General features: G+C 33.6%; 7 protein-coding genes. All 7 read left to right on the top strand.

Annotation, left to right across the window (positions count from 1 at the left end; all coding sequences use genetic code 11):
* Nucleotides 1-76 precede the first annotated feature (76 nt).
* Entirely contained in the window at nucleotides 77-1,405 is a 1,329-nt protein-coding gene (locus N4A68_11720) for a sugar ABC transporter substrate-binding protein (protein MCT4564963.1), read from the top strand.
* Nucleotides 1,406-1,528: 123 nt separating this feature from the next.
* Nucleotides 1,529-3,901 (top strand): glycoside hydrolase family 65 protein, encoded by a 2,373-nt coding sequence (locus N4A68_11715; protein ID MCT4564962.1) that lies wholly within the window; start codon nucleotides 1,529-1,531, stop codon nucleotides 3,899-3,901.
* Nucleotides 3,898-4,548 (top strand): beta-phosphoglucomutase, encoded by a 651-nt coding sequence (gene pgmB, locus N4A68_11710; protein ID MCT4564961.1) that lies wholly within the window; start codon nucleotides 3,898-3,900, stop codon nucleotides 4,546-4,548. Before N4A68_11715 ends, pgmB begins: the two co-directional genes overlap by 4 nt.
* Before the next feature lie 168 nt (nucleotides 4,549-4,716).
* On the top strand, nucleotides 4,717-9,225 hold the full coding sequence (locus tag N4A68_11705; protein ID MCT4564960.1) for an amino acid adenylation domain-containing protein: 4,509 nt from the start codon (nucleotides 4,717-4,719) through the stop codon (nucleotides 9,223-9,225).
* A 37-nt stretch (nucleotides 9,226-9,262) separates the two neighbouring features.
* The gene (locus tag N4A68_11700; protein MCT4564959.1) at nucleotides 9,263-10,498 is read left to right on the top strand and encodes a hypothetical protein; all 1,236 of its coding nucleotides are present in this window, start codon (nucleotides 9,263-9,265) and stop codon (nucleotides 10,496-10,498) included.
* A complete protein-coding gene (locus N4A68_11695; protein ID MCT4564958.1) occupies nucleotides 10,495-13,593 on the top strand; it encodes a cyclic peptide export ABC transporter in 3,099 nt (1,032 codons plus the stop codon). The genes N4A68_11700 and N4A68_11695 overlap by 4 nt, the downstream gene beginning before the upstream one ends.
* Nucleotides 13,594-13,628: 35 nt before the next feature.
* Nucleotides 13,629-21,590, top strand: coding sequence for an amino acid adenylation domain-containing protein (locus N4A68_11690; protein MCT4564957.1), 7,962 nt, complete (start codon nucleotides 13,629-13,631; stop codon nucleotides 21,588-21,590).
* Nucleotides 21,591-21,596: the final 6 nt, after the last annotated feature.

The following is a 21,596-nucleotide window of genomic DNA, read 5'->3' as shown; positions in this document are numbered from 1 at the left end:
AAAGTTTATTTTTAAGATAACTAGCTTTAAAGCTTTTTATCTAAAATTTAAATATTAAGGTTAAGGGGGAAAAAAAATGAGATTTAAAAAGTTATTATCAATTTTACTTGTAGGGATGATGGTGTTTTCATTAGTTGCGTGTGGACAAAATGGTGAACCGGCAAATAATAATAGGGCTGAAAGTAATTCGTCGGATAATAATTCAGAAGCTGGCGAGGGTAAAGTGGAAGAGCTATCAGGAACAATTGTGGTGTGGAGTTGGGACGTTGCTTTAAAATCTCTTCAAGTTGCAGCTGAGAACTTTAAGAAAGAACATCCAAAGGTAGATTTTCAATTTGAAGATATGGGAAATAGCCAAATCTATGACAAGATGTTAACTGGATTAGCATCAGGTACAGGCTTGCCCGATGTTGTATCCCTTGAGGGCGACGCTGTTCCACTATATTCTGCGAAATTCCCTAATGGATTTGTGGATTTGACAGATGTAGTAAAGGAAGAGCATTTCTTACCTGTAAAAATGGCTGAGGTTACCTCAAATGGAAAGGTAGTTGCTTTTCCTTGGGATGCTGCTCCATGCGGATTATTCTATAGAACAGATTTATTTGAACAAGCAGGAGTAAAGGCAGAGGATATAAAAACCTGGGACGATTACATTGAGGCTGGTAAAAAATTAGATAAAATTGGTGTAAAGATGCTTCCCTTAGCGGTATCTAAAAATGATACAGTATTCAGGATAATTCTTAACCAATTGGGAGCCTTCTATTTTGATGGAGAAGGTAAAACAGTATTAGATAATGAAGCTACAATCAAAGCCATGTCAATTGTTAAAAAGATGTATGATGCAAATATTACATATGACAATGTCAATTGGGATGGATTAGTAACTTGTACAAAAGAAAGCAAGGTAGCTACAGTGGTAAATGCGGTTTGGTGGGCAGGAACATTACAGGACGAATGTGATAATTTAGACGGTAAATGGGCTGTAATGAAATTACCTTTAGTAGAAGAAGGCGGAAAAACAGGTGCAGTTAATGGTGGCTCCAATATAGTAGTGCCAGCGGCATCAGAAAATAAAGAAGCGGCTGTAGAATTTGTTAAATTTGCTATGACCGATAAGGAATCAATAATTAAGGGATTCTCTGATTATGGTTTATATCCATCATATATACCAAGCTATTCTGATCCTATTTTTGATGCGGAGGTAGAGTATTTTAAAGGTCAAAGGATATGGAAGTTATTTACAGAAGCCGGTAAAGAGATTCCAAGATTAAATTTTACAGAGAACTTCTCAGAGGTTAACGACCTAGTTGTAGATGCTCAAGCAAGGATTACATTAAAGGGTGCAGATGTAGAGCCTACAATGAAAGAATTACAAAAAAATGTTGTAAATAAGATAGGTAAGTAGTTTATTAAGGGGTCTAAGCTCAGGGGATTATACTTTGAGCAAGCCCCTTTTCTACACTTTTTATAGGGGTTAATAATGGGATTAAATAAATTAAAGTAATTATGAAAGGAGTAGATGTATGATATGTCTACTATTTCAATAAAAAGTATGGGGAAAAATCAATTTTCTGAGGATATAAGAAGTTTATTAAGTGAAGATAGATGGTTGATATGGCAGGAAGAATACAATTCCGATTTTAATCTAGTATATGAAACAAATTTTGCCCTTACAAATGGATATATGTGTACGAGGGGTTCCCATGAAGAGTGTGTAAAGAGAAGTCTTCCATGTACATATATTGCAGGGGTGTTTGATAAATCCGAGGCATTTATGAGGGAGCTGGCAAATACTCCTGACTGGCTTGGAATAAGATTGTATGTTGAAAGAAATATGCTAAGCGTTGAAGAATGTGAGGTATTGGAATTTAAAAGAGTTCTGGATATGAAAAAAGGAATCCTTGTTAAAAGAGTCAAATTACGCGATCCCTTTGGTAGGGAGACATTGATTGAGGGGTATAGGTTTTTAAGTAGAAATAATGTTCATAGGGCGGCAATAAAGCTTTATGTGACTCCTTTAAACTATAGTGGAGTTATGGAAATGGAAAACATAGTTGACGGGACAGTCTTGAATTTCAAAGATTTTCCACGATTTAGAGTCAAGCATTTAAATACCCTTGAAAACTCTAGTATGAATGACCAGGGGTGTTACATAGAATCGGCTACCAGGGATTTTGACTTGCATATAGGAACAGGATCAAGTGTAAGGGTATATCAAAAAAATGAAAACAACAACATTATAAAGAACAAAAGATTTTCGGCCTTTGGGGAATTAGCCCTTGAATTTGTAGATTTTGATGTTGTTCAAAATAAAACCATAGAAATTAATAAATATGCTTCGGTTTTTACCGAAAGAGATGTAAGCAGAGATTCAATAAAAGAATGTGTTGAAAGGGAAATAAAAGCTTTTATAAATGATGGAATCCAAAAAGAATTGAGTGAACATATAAAAATATATGAAAAAATGTGGGATATAGCTGATGTTAATATTGAAGGCGACGAAGAGGTAGATAAAGCTTTGAGGTTCAACATTTTTCATTTGATGAGTACCGCAAATGGTAAGGATGATAGAGTAAGTTTAGGAGCAAAGCTCCTTCATGGGGAGGAGTATGGAGGTCATGTGTATTGGGACACCGAGTTATTTATGCTTCCATTTTTTATATACACAAATCCAGATACAGCAAGAACTCTTTTAAAATATAGATACAATTTAATTGATAAAGCAAGGGAAAATGCCAAGCTTAATGGATACAAAGGTGCGAAGTATCCTTGGGAGTCAGCGGATACTGGCGATGAACAATGTCCAGATTGGACAATCGATCCCGACGGAACATGCTATAGATGCTATGTAGCAAAATATGAACATCATATTACTGCCGATGTGGCCTATGGTATAAATAATTACTTCAAAATTACTCATGATATAGATTTTATGCTTAAATATGGTGTTGAGATTATACTAGAAACCGCCAGATTCTGGGTATCACGATGCGATTATAATGAGGAATATGATAGATATGAAATAAAATCAGTAACTGGGCCAGACGAATGGCATGAGGCAGTTGACAACAACACATATACAAATTATCTTGCCAGATGGAATATAAGAAAGGCCTTTGAATTAATTGATTGGATCAAAAAGGATTATTGTAATGTATATAAAGAGATAAGCTTAAGGATATCCCTATTCGACGATGAACTCAACATATGGAAGAAAATAGAGGAGAAAATATATATTCCTTTTAGAAAAGAAGATAAATTAATAGAACAATTTGAAGGTTATTTTAATTTAAAGGATTTCATTATAACTCAATATGATAAAAATGATATGCCTATTTGTCCGGAAGGTGCTAAGGGCTTAAAGAGGAGTTTAACACAAATTAATAAACAAGCCGATGTACTAATGCTCATGTTTTTATTAGATGAAGAATTTAACGATGAAATCAAAAAAATAAACTATGATTATTATGAAAAAAGAACTCTTCACAGATCATCACTTAGCCCTAGTATTTACTCGATTATGGGATTGAGAGTAAAGGACCATTCCATGGCCTATAAATATTTAAGAAGATCTGTAATGGTGGATTTAGCCGATAATCAAGGGAATACCAGAGAAGGAATACATGCCGCTTCTGCCGGTGGAACTTGGCAATCTGTAATATGTGGATTTGGAGGAATGGGAGTAGATGAAAAGGGGATACTTTCCTTTAATCCATGGCTGCCAGAAAAATGGAAGAAGTTATCCTTTAAATTATATTGGAGAGGAAATTTACTTAAGATTGAAATAGATAGAAAAAATATAAATGTTAGGTTATTAAAGGCAAAGAACCCCCATATGACAATAAGGGTTAATGGTGAAACCTTTGATATAAGAGAGTCCTTCAAGGGTGAGTATATATGAGGATAAAGGGAGTCATATTTGATTTGGATGGAGTAATAGTAACCACTGATAACTATCATTTTGAGGCTTGGAAAAGGCTGGCCGATGAAAGAGACATATATTTTGATAGAAAAATTAATGAGCATTTGAGAGGCGTCAGCAGAATGGAGAGCCTTGAAATAATATTAAAAAGTGCAGATAAAGAATACTCTCAAAATGAAAAGCTTGAGATGACGGATATAAAGAATAATTATTATAAAGAATTTATAAATAAAATTACTCCAAAGGATATTTTGCCCGGCGTAATAACTATACTTAATGGTTTAAAAGAAAAAGGTATAAAAATTGCTATTGGTTCATCAAGTAAAAATGCAGCAAAAATAATAAAAAATATACAATTAGAGAAATACTTTGATGCCATAGTAGATGGTAATAATATTTCCAAAGGCAAGCCTGATCCAGAGGTATTCATGAAGGCAGCTAGGGCAATAGAGGTTTTGCCACAAAACTGTTTAGTCGTTGAAGATGCAGAAGCTGGAGTAAAAGCCGCAATAAATGGAGGTATGAAGGTGCTTGGAGTGGGCTATGCAGCAAGGCTTAATCAACTAGATATGAGGGCAGTAGATTTAACCACAATAAAGGTAGATGAATTAATAAATATCATTTAAGCCATAGAAGTTGAAATCTAGATTTATAAGTATAGATTTCCGAAAGTTAAACTTAATTTATACATCTCAAAATATCCGATGTTTTTAGGGATTTTTGATGTGTATAAATTAACTGCTTAACTGGAACATCTATATGTTCTATAGAGATTATTTATTCGAGGTGTCAATATGAATGAGTCAAAGCTATTACAAAATAACATGGAATACCATGATTTAACTCATCCTCAAAAAAGAATATGGTATATAGAAAAAATACATCCCAACACATCTATGCATAATATTGGTGGAGTTGTGAGGATAAAGGGTATAGTGGATTTTAATATCTTGGAAGAATCCATTAATATCTTTATTAAAAAGAATCAGGGGGTTAGGCTGCAATTAATTGAAAATGATGGAGATGTGAAGCAGTATATCAATGAATTTAAAAATCACAAGCTGGATTTTTTTGATTTTAGCTGCTATGAAGAAAGTGAAAAACACTTTAATATTTGGATAGATAAGGAAATAGGAAAATCATTTTCATTATATAAAAACGAATTATTTTACTTTGCCCTATTTAAGATATCAGATGCAGAGTGTGGGTATTTTGTAAAATTTCATCATATTATTGCCGACGGATGGTCTATTAATATTATGACTGAAGAGATATGCAATATATATATGAAGCTTTTAAACAAAGAGATTCTTGATGAAAAATACAATACCTCATATATAGAATATATTCAAAGAGAACAGGAGTATTTAAAATCCAAGAGATTTACTAAGAATAAGGAGTTTTGGAACAATGAGTTTATCACTCTGCCCCAAAGTCCTTTAAGTAATAGTGCTAATGGTATTGAGGGGAATAGAAGGTCCTTTGATCTAGATATAAATATGTCCAAGGAAATAAAGGAATTTGCTTATAAACATAAATGCTCATTAAATACATTTTTTATTTCTATTTTCTTAATATATCTATATAAGATTACTCAGCATAATGACCTTGTAATAGGAACACCGGTATTAAATAGAAGTGGAAAAAAAGAAAGAAGTATTTTTGGTATGTTTACAAGTACAATGCCATTTAGATTCAATATAGATGACAAATCTACTTTGTTAAACATAATATCAGATGTAAATTATAAGCTGAAAAAATGCTATTTCAATCAAAAGTATCCCTATGATCTTTTAATACAGGATCTGAATTTAAAGAAAAAAGGATACGGCGATTTATTTAATATCTGTGTCAATTACTATAACACTAGCCTTGATACTCAATTAAATGGATTACCTATAGAAAATATAGAGCTGTATAATGGCAAACAAAATTATTCTCTACAATTGATTATAAGAGAATGGTCTGACTTAGGAAATATAATGCTGGATTTTGATTATAAGTATGGTGACTATACCAAGGCACAAATAGAAAATATGTATTATCAAATAATACATATCATTAGAAATTCAATACTAAATCCTGGGGAAAAGGTAAGTGGGCTAAGCATTATACGAGAAGCTGAAAAGAGGAAGCTTCTATATACATTTAACTCTACTAAATCAAATTACCCCATGGATAAAATAATATATAAATTATTTGAAGAGCAGGTAGAAAAAACTCCAGATAAAACAGCTATTTCCTTTAATGATACTAGGCTAACCTATAGTGAGCTTAATGAAAAATCAAATCAACTTGCCAGGGTATTGATTCAAAGGAATATAGAAAGAGAGTCTGTTGTAGGACTATATACAAAGCACTCAATAGAGACTGTAGTGGGGATACTCGGGATTTTAAAAGCGGGGGCTGCATATCTACCCCTTGATCCCAATTATCCAGTAGAAAGGATCAATTATATTCTTGAAGATTGTGGAGTGGATATTTTGCTTACCAATTTCTCCTTTAGTAAGGATATTGATTTTAAGGGAGAAGTTATAGATATTAGGTACTCCCCAATATATAGCGGGAACAAGACAAATCTAAATAGACCCAGTAAGCCACAGGATTTAGCATATGTAATCTATACATCGGGCTCCACAGGTATGCCAAAGGGTGTAATGGTAGAGCATCAAGGGCTAGTTAATTACATTTGTTGGGCGGTAAAAATGTATGTTAGGGACAAAGAGGTCTTTCCATTGTATTCATCTTTAGCATTTGATCTTACAATAACCTCGATTTTCACGCCATTGATAAGTGGTAACGAGATCATAGTATACAGGGATGATGGGGATGAGTATGTGCTATATAGGATAATGAAAGATAATAAAGCAACTGTAATTAAACTGACTCCTTCCCATCTATCCCTGCTAAAGGATATGGACAATACAAGGTCTTCGGTAAAAAGGTTTATTGTTGGAGGAGAGGATTTAAAGGTTAGTCTTGCAGGAAGTATTTATAAAAGCTTCAATGGAGATATTGAAATATTTAATGAATATGGGCCTACAGAAGCAGTGGTAGGCTGTATGATACATGGATATGATTTTGAAAAGGATAATGATAAATCAGTCCCTATAGGAATCCCCGCAGATAATGTGCAGATATATATATTAGATAAAAACCTTAATCCATTACCTAAAAATGCTGTAGGAGAAATATATATATCAGGGCAGGGCGTTGCAAGGGGATATCTCAATAAGCCAAAGCTTACCAATGGGAAGTTTATAGATAATCCTTTTATCAATGGGAAGAGGATGTATAGAACCGGTGATTTAGCAAGATTTTCAAGTGACGGTGAAATCCAATATATTGGGAGAATAGACAATCAGGTTAAAATACGGGGCTATCGTATTGAACTAGGGGAAATAGAAAAGTATATAGTAATCCATGAAGGGATTAAGGATGCCGTTGTTATAGTCAATGAAGATAATGAACTAGGCAAATATCTCATTGCATATATAGTTCAAAAAACTGAAATTTCAATAGATAAGTTAAAGGACTATCTTTCTAGATATTTACCGGATTACATGGTACCCCTATATTTTATTAAGCTGGATGAAATTCCACTGACTTCAAATGGTAAGGTAAATAGGGAATCATTACCCCCACCACAAACAGAGACTGTTGAGAAACAAAATTATATTTCATACGGAAATATAAGTGAGGAGAAATTAGTAAATATTATTTGTGAAATTCTAAAGATTAAAGAGATATCACTTAAGCATAATTTTTATCATCTTGGTGGGGATTCCATAAAGGCTATACAGATTTCATCAAAAATGAATCAAATAGGATTAAAGCTAAGGGTTAAAGACATACTAGACCATCCAATAATTGAAGATATGGCATTATATATTGGACAAATCCAAGATATTGCCATTAGTCAGGAGCCTTGTAAGGGAAGTATAAAGCCCACACCTATAGTAGCTTGGTTTTTATCACAGAGCTTCGTAAAGCCAGAACACTATAATCAAAGCATCCTACTCAAAATAAAAGAGGACATTGATGTTAGAAGTCTCGAAACTATGCTTAATAAACTAATAAAGCATCATGATTCATTGAGAATAAACTATAGCCTAGAAACCGAAGTCCTATACTATAATAATGATTACCTATCTAAACACTACAATGTTAAGGAATATGATTTATCTGGGTTTTCCATCTGTGAACAATCAAACAAAATGCAAAGCATAGGTGGTCAGATAAAGGCAAGCTTTGATCTAGAAAATAGTATTTTAATTAAAGCATGTTTATTTAATCTAGGTGAAAATGGTAAAAGACTATTGTTGACGGCACATCATCTAGTAATAGATGGAGTTTCATGGAGAATCATATTGCAGGACATAGATACTATGTTAAAGCAGATTGCTAGGGGTGAGGATATACAGCTTCCCTTAAAAACCCATTCATTTCAAAAATGGGCTGAGATGCTTAAGTATTACAGTGAAAATGAAGCCTATGGGGAGCTTGAATATTGGAAATCAGTTGTAGAAGGAGGATTTAAATTCCCTACAGATTATGATTTGGATGAAACTTCTTTTAGATATAGTAGTTCTATAGATATTGAAATTAGTGAAGATATAACAGAAAAGTTAATGTTAGGAGCTAATAAAGCCTTTAATACCGATACGAGGGATTTATTAATTACTGCTCTTTTGAAAACCATTAGTCAATTTTCAAGGAGTAAGGATATTGTTATTGAGCTTGAAGGTCATGGCAGAGAGGACATACTTAAGGAAATTGACATAACGAGTACCGTTGGATGGTTTACAAGCTTATATCCCTTTAAGATAAATATTCAAGATAAGGATTTATCTGAGGATATAAAGCATGTAAAGGAGGAGTTGAGGAAGATTCCAAATAACGGAATCGGTTTTGGTATATTAAAGTATTTATCTGGATTTTTTACTAAGGAAGAAAAGAGATACATAAGATTCAATTATCTTGGGGATTTTAGTGGAAATCTGGATAAAGAAATTATTGAGATATTGAATGAACAATCAGGTGATGATAGCTGTAGATTGAATCACTTAACCTGTCTATTGGAGATTAATTGTTATGTAATTGATAAAAAGCTAAATGTAATATTAAAGTATTGCCAGGATGAATTTCAAGAAGAAAATATCGATAGCTTTATGAATACATTTAAGGATTATATAGAAGGCATAATAATTTACTGTTGCAGAAAGAAAACAGTAGACTTTACTTCTTCAGATTTTGACACTATTGATTTATCACAGGATGAGCTAGATAGTATTTTTGCTTGATGCTTATAATGTATAAAAAAAGGTTGGGATGTTGGTTATGTCGAGGGTCATATATTTTGGGGTAGATTTACATGGACATGTGAATTGTAGTATTGGCTTGGTAAAAAAGCTTGTAGAAAAGGGTGAAGTGGTAACATACTATTGCAGCGACCAGTTCCGTGACAAGATAGAAGGAACGGGAGCTAAATTTAAAAGCTATAGAGGGTTACTTGGCTTTGGAACCTATGATGGAAATGGTATAGATACATTTTTGATGTTTGCCGACTATCTTTTAGAAAAAAGTAGGATAATCATGGATGAGTTAATCCATGAGATAGAAGCCTTAAAGCCGGACTATATCATCCATGATGCTTTTTGCTATTGGGGTAAGGAAGTTTCTAAGAGGCTGGGTATTCCCGGTATTTCCCTTACTACCCATTATCCATTCATAGATGAGATGTCTAATATAGATTCTAAATTATTTATGGAAACCATACTTAGAGCTGACAATGAAGCTATATATAGGAAGTATAGGGGGAAAGAAGGCTTCTATAGAAAGCTTATGGATAAAACATCTAAAATGATGTCAAAAAAATATAATCTAGAGGACGCTAATGTTATAAATGATATATTCGGCAGCAAGGAAAAGCTAAATATCATTTTTTCATCAAGGAAATTTCAATTGTATTCAGAAGCCTTTGATGATAGCTATGTTTTTGTAGGATATTCTATAAACCCTAGGGTGGAGGAAGTAGATTTTCCATATGAAAAGCTGAGTGATAAACCTCTTATATATATAGCCTTTGGGACTATATTCAATGAAACCCTAGATATCTATAGAAATTGTATCGAAGCCTTTGGAGATACAGAAAATCAAGTGGTTCTATCCATTGGCAATAAGATTAAGGTAGAGGATTTAGACTATATTCCAGATAATTTTATTATCAGATCATATGTTCCACAGCTTGAAATATTAAAGTATACAGATGTTTTTGTTAGCCATGGTGGCACTAATAGCGTATATGAGGCCATATGTATGGAGGTTCCTTTTGTCATAATTCCACAATCCTTTGATCAATTCATGGGAGGAAGGATGATAGAGGAAGCCAAGATCGGTATATATATCGGGAATGATGAAGTAGGTACAGAACAGTTAAAGAATGCTGTCAATGAAGTACTAACCAATGAAAAATATAAGAACAATTCGACAAAAATAAGGAAGTCCCTTGATGCAACGGGAGGATTGGACTATGCAGTTAATAGAATTTTTGAATATATAGGGCAAAAACCATGAAACAAGGTAAATTCATAGGAATTCTTTCAATTGTTTTTTCCATATTACTCATATTTCAGTATGAAGTCTTAGTGACCACAGCCTTCAATGATATAAATTCACACAAGGAAGCAGTAATAGAAGAATTTATAAAGAGTAATATGAAGGAATCTAAAATACCAGGACTCTCTGTTGTTATTGTAAAGGGAGATGGAACCATATATCAAAAGGGCTTTGGATTTTCTAATATTGAAGAAAAGAAGCCAGTTACAGCTGATACATTATTTGAGCTTGGGTCAACAAGTAAAGCCTTTACGGCTCTGGCAGTTTTTGAGCTTGAGGAAAGGGGGCTTTTGAATCTGGAGGATTCAGTAACAAAGTATCTACCTTGGTTTAAAGTGTATTATGAAGGTAAAGCGGTTGACATCAAGCTAAAGCATTTTTTACATCATACAAGTGGGGTACCCTTTAATACAATTGGGGATATTCCCATTGATGATAGTAATGAGGCCCTTGAAAAAACCGTAAGAACCTTAGTAAATAAAGAGTTGGATTTTAAGCCCGGTGAAAAGTATCTTTATGCAACCATAAACTACGATGTTTTGGGTTTGGTAATTGAAAAAGTATCTGGGCAGTCCTTTGAAAAATATGTTAAGTACAATATTTTGAATAAGTTAGGTCTCAATAATACATATTTATCAAGACACAATATTCCTTTAGAGAATATGGCAAAGGGATATAAGCTTTGTCTTCTAAAGCCTAGAGAATATCAAGCACCTGTCTATAGGGGGAATACTCCAGCAGGCTATTTCATATCCAATACAAAGGATATGGCTAAATGGTTAAAGATACAGCTGGATATGAATAATGAAATAAAGCTTGATAAAAGGCTTATTGAAAAATCCCATGAAGCTGATCGTTCAGTTCCACCGGGTAGTGAAGGTTCTTCCTATGCTGGGGGCTGGACAGTGCATCAAAAGGGAACGGGTGAGATATCCCATGGTGGAAATAATCCTAATTTTTCATCCTTTATAGTATTTAGACCTCAAGATCAAATAGGGGTTGCTGTACTAGCTAACCTTAATTCAGAAAATACATATACAATTGGTCAGGGAATTGTGGATATTATTGGTGATAAAAAGCTTCCTAAGCCTAAAAAGGATATGTATAAAAGTCTTGATAATGTGTCATCGTCAATAGTTTTTATCACTGTGCCCATAATAATTTTAATTCTATATTTTTTTTCTAGATATTTCATGGATATATTTACAAAGAAGAATGGAGTTCAAAGAAATAATAGAAGAAATATTATCAGCATTATGGCAGCTATTGTATTCATGACAGCCTTTACTTATTGCCTATATAGTATACCAGACATATTATACGAGGGATTAAACTGGAGCTTTGTAGATGTATGGGCTCCCCAAAGCCTTATTTACGCAGTTATATCAATATTTATCCTAGCTTTGGTATTTAGCTTGTATTTTATAATGACAATTTTATTTCCAAAGCAGGATGATAAGTCCCTATTTACTTTGATTATTTTAAGTGTCGCCAGCGGACTAGGTAATGCAGTTATTATTTTTACAGTAAATGAAACCTTAAACAGAGATCATGGCTTTCAAAGTGGGCTGTTTCTATACTTTGCTATTGCCATAGTTATATATGTCTATGGACAAAAGCTTGTAAGAACTAGACTAATTAATATAGCAAATCATATTGTATATGAAAAAAGAATGGTGTTAATTAACAAAATACTTCATACATCATATCAGAAGATTGAAGAAATAGAATATGGAAAAATTCAAGCCGCTTTAAATAATGATACTGAGATAATCAGTAGATTTGCAAACATAATAATAACGGGAGCTACAAGCTTTGTAACGCTATTATGTTGTTTTGTATATATGGGGATCATAAATTTCTACGGGTTGATTGTTGCATTACTTGTGATTCTCTTTGCTGCATCCCTATATTACTTTATTGGAAAACACGCAAATAGGTTTTGGGAGCAAACCAGGGACATACAAAACGAATTTTTCAAATTCATTAATGATTTAATAGGAGGCTTTAAAGAGCTTAGCTTACACAGTGGAAAGCTGAATGATTTTAAGGTAGATATGGAAAATAGTTGTAATGCTTATAAGGATAAAAGGATACAGGGGGATCTTAAGTTTGCAAATGTAAATATTATTGGGGAGCTTCTATTCACCTTTGTTATTGGAGCCGTAGCCTTTGCATTTCCTATAATGTTTAAGGATTTGCACTTTAACTCTCTGAGAACCTATGTATTTATTCTTTTATATATGACAGGTCCAGTTCACGGTATCTTAGGAGCTATACCAGAAATATATAAAGTAAGAATTAGTTGGAGAAGGATTAATGAAATGGCTGATAAGCTGGATTCCATGGAAAACGCTAAATTGATACAAGTGACTAATAGTAATGGTTTGAAGGATTTGTCAATACAGCTGGAAGAAGTAGAGTATCGATATGTAAAAAATAATGGAAAGGGCTTTTCAATTGGGCCTATTAACGAAGTCTTCAAAGCTGGAGAAATTACCTTTATAACAGGGGGAAACGGGAGCGGGAAATCCACTCTAGCTAAACTGATTACTGGCCTATATACACCTGACAATGGAAAGATAAGTATCAATGGTAAAAAAGTAGATTCTTTAGAACTCCGACAAAGCTTCTCAGCAATTTTTAGTGATTTTCATTTGTTTGAAAAGCTATATGGAATTGATGATGGGCTAAGGGGTAATGAAATACAAAGATACCTAAAGATACTAGGAATGAATGACAAAGTACATATAGATAATGGGGTTTTCAGCAGCATCAAATTTTCTACAGGTCAAAGAAAAAGATTGGCACTTTTGATAAGCTATCTTGAGGACCGATCCGTATATCTATTTGATGAATGGGCAGCTGACCAAGACCCAGAGTTTAGAAAATTCTTTTACAATGAATTATTACCTCAGCTCAGCAGTAGGGGTAAGTGCATAATAGCTATAACCCATGACGATAGTTATTTTGACATTGCAGATAGGGTCATCAAAATGGAAATGGGAAAAATTATTAGTAAATCAATCATAGATAAGGGACTAAAAAATTAATAAAAAGTTGTTTATCATTGGAGGGTGAGAGGAATATGATAAAGGATCATTCGAAAAAAATTGATAAGCAAAATATTGAAGATATACTGGCGTTATCCTCCATACAAAAGGGGTTGCTTTTTCATTATTTAAAAAATAAGGGTCGGGGTTATTATTGTCAGCAACTGAGCCTATCATTATCGGGGGATATTTGTATGACAACCCTTAGAAGGTCATGGGATTTTGTGGTAGAAACAAACGAAATGCTGAGGACTGTTTTTAGATGGGAAAAGCTTTCAAAGCCAGCTCAAATTATTCTAAGGGAATTTAAAGTGCCTATAAATGAGCATGATTTTTCAGATCTATCCAAGGGAGATTGTGATAAAGAGCTAAAAAGCATTAAAGAAAGGGATAGGAAGCAGGAGTTAGATATTGAGACTCAACCATTAAAAGTAGATGTATATAAATTAAGGGAAAATAAATGGGAAATGGTTGTGACTTGGCATCATATTATATTTGACGGCTGGAGCAATGGAATAATATTAAAGGAATTTATAAATGCCTACAATGCTTTTCATTACAATAATCAATTAGTTAAGCCTGCGAAAAATAGATATAAGGAATTCATAAAATGGGAACAAACCCAAAATGAAAAACTCAACAACAGCTTTTGGAAGGGTTATTTAAAGGAGTTCCATGGGAGAACTGCACTTCCCTATGACAATAATAATCTTAATGAAGCAGTAATGAAAAGCTTCACTTCAAGACTGACCACCTTACAAACCAAGGATTTATATGATTTTATAAGGAGTCATGAAATAACCCTAGCTTCTGTTTTTTACACCATATGGGGGATATTACTCCAAAAGTATAATAGTTCAAGGGATGTGGTTTTTGGAACAACTGTGGCGGGAAGAACAACTGATATTAAAGGAGTGGAGGAAATTGTAGGTTTATTTATCAATACAATACCTCTAAGAATACTATCTAAGGATAATTATAAATTAATAGATTTGATAAAAAGTGTAAATTCTGATTTGAAGAAAAGAAAAGAACATGAAAATACACCCTTAGTCGATATTAAAGCTTGCTCAGAAATACAAGGCAGCGATAGTATTTTTAATTCTATTGTGGTTTTGGAGAACTACCCCCTTGATGACAGCATAAGGAATAAAGGAGTTATAGAGATTGAAGGCTACAGCATGTATGAAACAACAAATTATGATATTACCCTTGGAATAACAAGCTTTGATGTTCTTGAATTGGATTTCTCCTATAATTCACAAAAATTCATGGATGATACCATCGAGAGAATGGCAGGACATTTTAAGGAAATCCTGTTGCAAATACTAGGTGATCATAATGAAATGCTTTCAAACATAGACATAACCTCAAAGGAAGAAAGAAAGCAAATACTCCATGGATTTAACAGTCCCATAGAAAATAACTTTGAAAATCAAGTTATACATGGGCTTTTTGAAAAGCAGACCCTTAAAAATCCTAATGCCGTAGCTGTAATCTATAATGACAAAGAATATACCTATGGGGAGATAAATGCAAAAGCAAATATGTTAGCTAGATTATTAAGACAAAATGGTATAAAGGCTGAGGACACAGTAGGAATTATTGTTAAACGTTCAGTTTATTCAATCATAGCCATGATGGCAGTATTGAAATCTGGGGGAGCATATATCCCAATAGATCATGGGTGTTCTTTAGAAAGGATATCCTATATACTGGAGGATTCTGGAGCTGGAGTAGTGCTGACCCAAAGAAAATTATTGCCAGGCTTTGATTATAAAGGGACAACTATATATATGGATGATGAGAATATATATACAGGTGCCAGTGACAATCTTGAAAACATTAATTCCAATAAAGATTTGGCGTATATCATATATACTTCAGGTTCTACTGGTAAACCCAAGGGGGTTATGGCTGAACATAGAAATCTTATAGCCTATGTTAATGCTTTTCAAAGGGAATTTAGCCTTACCTCTGATGACGTTGTTCTTCAACAGGCACCATGCTCCTTTGATCACTCTGTAGAGGAGATATATCCTGCATTACTTAATGGTGGGAGTATCGTCATTGTGGATAAGCTTGATGTATTAGATATCAACAAGCTAATAGAAATAATAAATAGGAATCATATAAGTGTAGTCACTTGTCAGCCCCTTCTTTTAAACGAGTTAAATAAAGTACCAAGGCTGGAAAGTGTACATACTTTTTTGAGTGGAGCTGATGTGCTTAAACCTCAGCATATTTCAAAGCTTAGTAGTTATGCTAGAGTATACAATACATATGGACCTACTGAGGCAACTGTATGTGCTTCCTATTATAGATGTTGTATGGATGATAATGAGATAAATATTCCTATAGGAAAGCCCATTCATAACTATAGAATATATATACTTAATAAGGACGATATGATGATGCCCATTGGGATACCCGGAGAGATATGTATTTCGGGGGCTGGTATTGCAAGGGGATATATCAACAATAGGAAATTATCAGAGGATAGGTTTGTTAAGGACCCCTTTGATTCTAACAATGTCATGTATAGAACAGGGGATATTGGAAAATGGCTTGATGATGGAAATATTGAGTTTTTAGGAAGGTATGATGAGCAAGTTAAAATAAGGGGATTTAGAGTTGAACCCGGTGAAATAGAGTACCATTTGAAAATACATGATTCCGTTGAAGATGCAGTAGTTATACCTATTGATTCCCCAAGGGGCATAAAAAGCCTAGGAGCCTATATAATTCCTAGACATGAAGTTAAACCCCAGGAATTAAGGGATTACCTAGGTAATAAGCTTCCTTCATACATGATACCGGCATATTTTTATAGGATCGATAGTATACCTATGACTTCTAATTCAAAGGTTGATATAAGGGCCCTAAGTAATTGTAATAATCCCTTTGATAATGAAGTTAAAACTAAGGAAAATCTAAGCTCCACGGAAGAAAAACTCCTAAGGATATGGGAGGAGGTACTTCATACTAAGGGTATTGGACTAAATGAGAATTTCTTTGATGTGGGAGGAAATTCCATACTGTTAATGCAGATGTACGGGATGATGGAAAAGCAATATTCCTTTGGACTCACTATTACAGATTTATTCACATATACAACCATATCAAAGCAAGGAAAATACATAGATAATAGGGGTGTAGATTCAGAAATAGATAACGCCTTATATCAAGAAGCTGAAAAAGTCAAGCTTGATGAAGTATCAAAGAATGATATAGCAATAATAGGTATATCCTTGAAGCTCCCTAGGGCTAATACTATGGAGGAGTTCTTGAACAATCTTAGAAGTGGTACCGACTGCGTTGGAGAAATGCCTTTATCTAGAAAGAACGATGTAGATAGATATTTCAAGTTTTTAGGAAAAGATTTGAAAAAGATAAAATATGGAGAGGCTGCTTATATCGAAGATATAGATAAGTTTGACTATAATTTTTATAAAATATCCCCTAAGGAGGCTTCCCTATTAGACCCGAATCAAAGGCTATTCCTTGAAACCGCATGGAATACCATTGAAGATGCTGGTTATGGAGGACAAAGGCTTGTTGGAAGTAAGACAGGAGTATATTTGGGATTTGGTTCTGAACCGGATTATAAAAGAATGATAAGTGAAATTGAACCAGACTGTGCAGCCATGGCTATGCCTGGAAATACAAGACCCATTATAGCAAGCAGGCTATCATATATATTGGATTTGAGGGGACCAAGCATGGTGGTGGATACTACATGCTCATCCTCCCTTGTGGCTATTCATCTAGCTTGTCAGTCCATAAGAAATGGTGAATGTGATTTAGCTTTAGCAGGAGGTATACAGCTTCATTTAATACCAGTGAGAAACTATGAGGTAGGAATAGAATCCTCTACGGCAAGGGCAAAAACCTTTGATGACAGCTCTGATGGAACAGGTGCTGGGGAAGGTGTAGTTGTAATACTACTAAAGCCCTTAACACGAGCTTTAAAGGATAGGGACAATATATATGGAGTTATTAAGTCCAGTGCCATAAATCAGGATGGCAGTTCAATCGGTCTAACGGCACCAAATGCTAGGGCCCAGGAGGAAGTTATTGTAGATGCGTGGAACAGGGCGGGTATTAATCCGGAGACAATATCCTATATAGAAGCCCATGGCACAGGAACTAAGCTTGGAGATCCTATAGAAATCGAAGGTATAACAAGGGCATTTAGGAGATACACCGATAAAAAGCAATTTTGTGCAGTTGGGTCAGTAAAAAGCAATATTGGACATTTAGATAATACCGCTGGAGCAGTAGGCCTGGTAAAGGCAATACTATCTTTAAAATATAAGGAATTATTCCCGACACTACATTTTAAAAGACCAAATAGAAAAATCCCATTTGTTGACTCCCCTGTATATGTTAATGATAAATTGAGAAAATGGAATTCAAATAGGGAGAAAAGACGTTGTGGAGTAAGTGCCTTTGGATTGAGCGGTACCAATTGTCATATAGTACTTGAAGAGTCACCTATAATTAGAAACGTCAAAAAAGAAGACTTTAAGAGCTTTGAGATACTAACTATTTCAGCTAAAAGCAAAATGGCACTCCAGAGCTTGATAGGTAGATACTGTGATTATTTAAGTACATATGATGATATAAATTTTAAAGATTTGTGCTATACAGCAAATACTGGAAGAGGGCATTACAGCTATAGAGTAGCTTTATTGGCAAAGGATAAGGAAGAATTACTTTCATTGCTAAGGGATATTAGACTTAATGGTTTTAAAGAGATTGAATTACAGGATTTATGCTATACAAGCTTTAATGTTACTAATAGACAAAATGAAGATAAACTTATGGAAAAGAATAATAGGGGTATGTGTAAGCTGGTGGATATAAAAATCAAAGAATATATTGATTCACAGAGGGATAGGAAGGCTGTATTACATGATATCTGTGATTCATATATAAAAGGAGCTGATATTGGATGGGAAAGACTCTATGGACATGAAAGAAGACAAAGAATAAGCATTCCTACCTATCCATTTGTAAAAAATAGATGCTGGCTCGATATCCCTGGCATTGAAGAAGATGAAATCCATAAAAATAGCAGCTATTATTATGAAATGGAATGGATATGTGAACCAATTAGTGACAGTATAAGTATTGAGGAAAAGGGCTTCGTCTTAATTTTTAAGGATAGTACAGGTAAAGGAAATAAAATAGCTGAAAAGCTTAAGTATAAGGGAATAGATACCATAGAGATTAGCATGGACAGGGAATATAAAAAAATTAATGATAATAGCTATAGCATAGATGATAGTTATGAGAGCTATATAAAGCTTATTAAGGAGCTTAAGAATAGAGATATAAGGAAAATAATACATATGGCTTCTATCAAAACTACTCAGGAAATAGAAAGCTGGGAAGATTTTCAGCATACCCAGAGGATAGGGGTCTACAGTCTGTTTTATTTAGTAAAAGCCATTGGTAATGTTAACTTGAAGGAAAAGATAGATATAACAATAATTTCTGATTATGTAAATAGGGTGACGGGAAAAGAAGAAAGGTTTAATCCTGAGAATGGGACATTAATGGGTCTTGGCAAAGTGATAGGCTTTGAGAATAAAAATTTAAGCTGCAAGCAGGTAGATATAGATGCTTGTACGGATTTGGAGCAAATCATTAAAGAGATATGGTTAGGGGATAGACCTTATCAGATAGCATACCGTAATAATACAAGATATGTGGAACAATTAATTGATGTAGATATAGATAAAGTTGATATTAAGGGATTGGGGATTAAAGATGGAGGCGTGTATATCATAACAGGTGGAGCGGGAGGTATTGGGGCAGAAATATCAAAATACATAGCTTCTATCCATAAAGTGAATCTAGTGCTTATTAATAGGACAAAATTGCCAGATTCTAGGGAGTGGCAATTAAAGCTTAAAGGTGAAAAAAATAGCATTACGAGAAAAATAAAAAACATAGTGGAAATTGAAGCTATGGGGGCTAAAGTGTCCTACTATAATGCTGATATATCTAACCCCAATGAACTTAAAAGGGTGTTAGAGGACGTTAGAGGAAGCTATGGGGGTATCGATGGTATCATACATTGTGCAGGGGTACCTGGAGATGGATTTATCATTAATAAAGATGAAGAAGTATTTAAGGATGTACTGCTTCCAAAGGTACAGGGAACATGGCTACTTGATGATATGACAAAAAATGATGAATTAGACTTTTTCATATTATTTTCATCTATTACTTCAATATCCGGGGCTCCAGGACAGGGAGACTATACAGCTGCTAATTCTTATCTTGATGCATTTTCTTACTATAGAAATGGATTGGGAAAACCTACTCTAACCATCAATTGGACAGGATGGAAGGAAACCGGAATGGCTGTAGGCTACATCGGAGAGATTGATAATAGCATATTTAGAGCCTTTACAACTAAACAGGCTATAGATTCCTTTAAAAAGGTTGTAGGTGAAAATATAAAAGATAAAGATAGGATTATGATAGGTGACTTTAATTATTATGGTTGTGATTTTGATAAGACAATATTTGATATTGGAATTAAAGTAAATGAAGGATTGAAGGAAAAATATGAAAAGAGAGAGTCGGATGCATTAAAGGATATAGAAAAACCTAAAAAGAAGGATGTTTTGCTAAGGGGAAGAAAAAATAAGGATTACTCACAGCTGGAAAGATGCCTGGGAAACATATGGGGAGAAATCCTTGGACATAAGGAAATAAATATAGATGATGATTTCTTTGAGCTTGGTGGTAATTCCATATCTGCTATTAGAATAGAGGTAGAGCTTGAAAAGTTAAATATTGAGTTTTCATCTAGGGATCTTTATAAATATCCATCCATTAATAAATTAGCTAAGCATTTATCTGGAGGAAATGAGGAAGGTATTCAAACTAACATAAAGCCTTTTGAAATGCAGAAAACAATTGTACATGACATAGGATATAATAAATCCCATGAAAGGGATAGTAAAATCCTAGATAAATTCGAGCCCTTTAATGATATATTTTACAGAAACTGTTTTTACAACTCATTATTTCCCATAGTACATCATTTCAATGGAGATATAATGCCCTTTATACTAAGGGACATAATAGTATTTCAAAAAAGTGAAGATGATAACAATAATAGCTATGTAATTGAGTATCTTGCAAAAGATGATTTAAAGCATGTCTGCAAACAAGAGGATATAGAAGTCGATGAAAGATATAACTCTAAGGAAATAATCTTGGAGATTATAGAAGCCATATCAGATGATAGACCTGTGGTGCTTTGGGTTGATGGATATTATGAGTCAATAAGAAGGGATGTATATCTAAAGCAGCATATAAAGCATTCATTACTAATATACGGATATAACCAAAAAGAAAAGCTGTTTAACGTTATTGAGCATGATAGATTTGAGAATCTGTCCTATAAAAAATGTGTTATTCCCTACCTTGATGTAGAGAAAGCATATTATGGCTATATAGAGAATTTTCTAAAGGGTAAGGAAGCTGCTACACATTATGTTTTTGACTTCAATGAAGGTAATAAAAGAAATGAAAAAGCTCAGATGCCTATAAAGAAATATATAAGAGAATTTGCAGAAAATATGCTTAACCATAAAGAAACGGTAGAAGCAAGCATGATGGTATTAGGTGATTTTATAAGAAGCTATAAAAAACTATCATCGTCTAACATTGAATTAAAGGAGAATATTGATTATTTGATAGAGTTCTTGAATGCCGTTATCAATGCTAAAAATTTTGAAAAATATAGGCTTTTAAGGATTTTTGAAGATAAGAGTGAGATTATTGAGTTATTAGACAGGATTATTGAGAAATGGGAATTGATAAGAAAGCCATTAATTAGGTTTATGTATATGCCTGTATATAAACCTGAGGTTTTTGAATTATCATATCAAAATTTGATTGAAGCTGCAAGGGATGAAAGGGTGTTTAATGAAGTTTTATTTTTAAAATTAATAGAAATTATCAATTAAGGGGGT

It is taken from the genome of Maledivibacter sp. (assembly GCA_025210375.1).
Classification (GTDB): Bacteria; Bacillota; Clostridia; order Peptostreptococcales; family Caminicellaceae; genus JAOASB01.
The sequence above is the reverse complement of the archived record's forward strand: the minus strand, read 5'-3'. Positions and strand labels throughout refer to the sequence as shown.

Bases quoted from the DNA above. Each gene is read 5' to 3' on its own strand.
- N4A68_11720 (MCT4564963.1), top strand. From the start codon at position 77: ATGAGATTTAAAAAGTTATTATCAATTTTACTTGTAGGGATGATGGTG.
- N4A68_11715 (MCT4564962.1), top strand. From the start codon at position 1,529: ATGTCTACTATTTCAATAAAAAGTATGGGGAAAAATCAATTTTCTGAG.
- pgmB (MCT4564961.1), top strand. From the start codon at position 3,898: ATGAGGATAAAGGGAGTCATATTTGATTTGGATGGAGTAATAGTAACC.
- N4A68_11705 (MCT4564960.1), top strand. From the start codon at position 4,717: ATGAATGAGTCAAAGCTATTACAAAATAACATGGAATACCATGATTTA.
- N4A68_11700 (MCT4564959.1), top strand. From the start codon at position 9,263: ATGTCGAGGGTCATATATTTTGGGGTAGATTTACATGGACATGTGAAT.
- N4A68_11695 (MCT4564958.1), top strand. From the start codon at position 10,495: ATGAAACAAGGTAAATTCATAGGAATTCTTTCAATTGTTTTTTCCATA.
- N4A68_11690 (MCT4564957.1), top strand. From the start codon at position 13,629: ATGATAAAGGATCATTCGAAAAAAATTGATAAGCAAAATATTGAAGAT.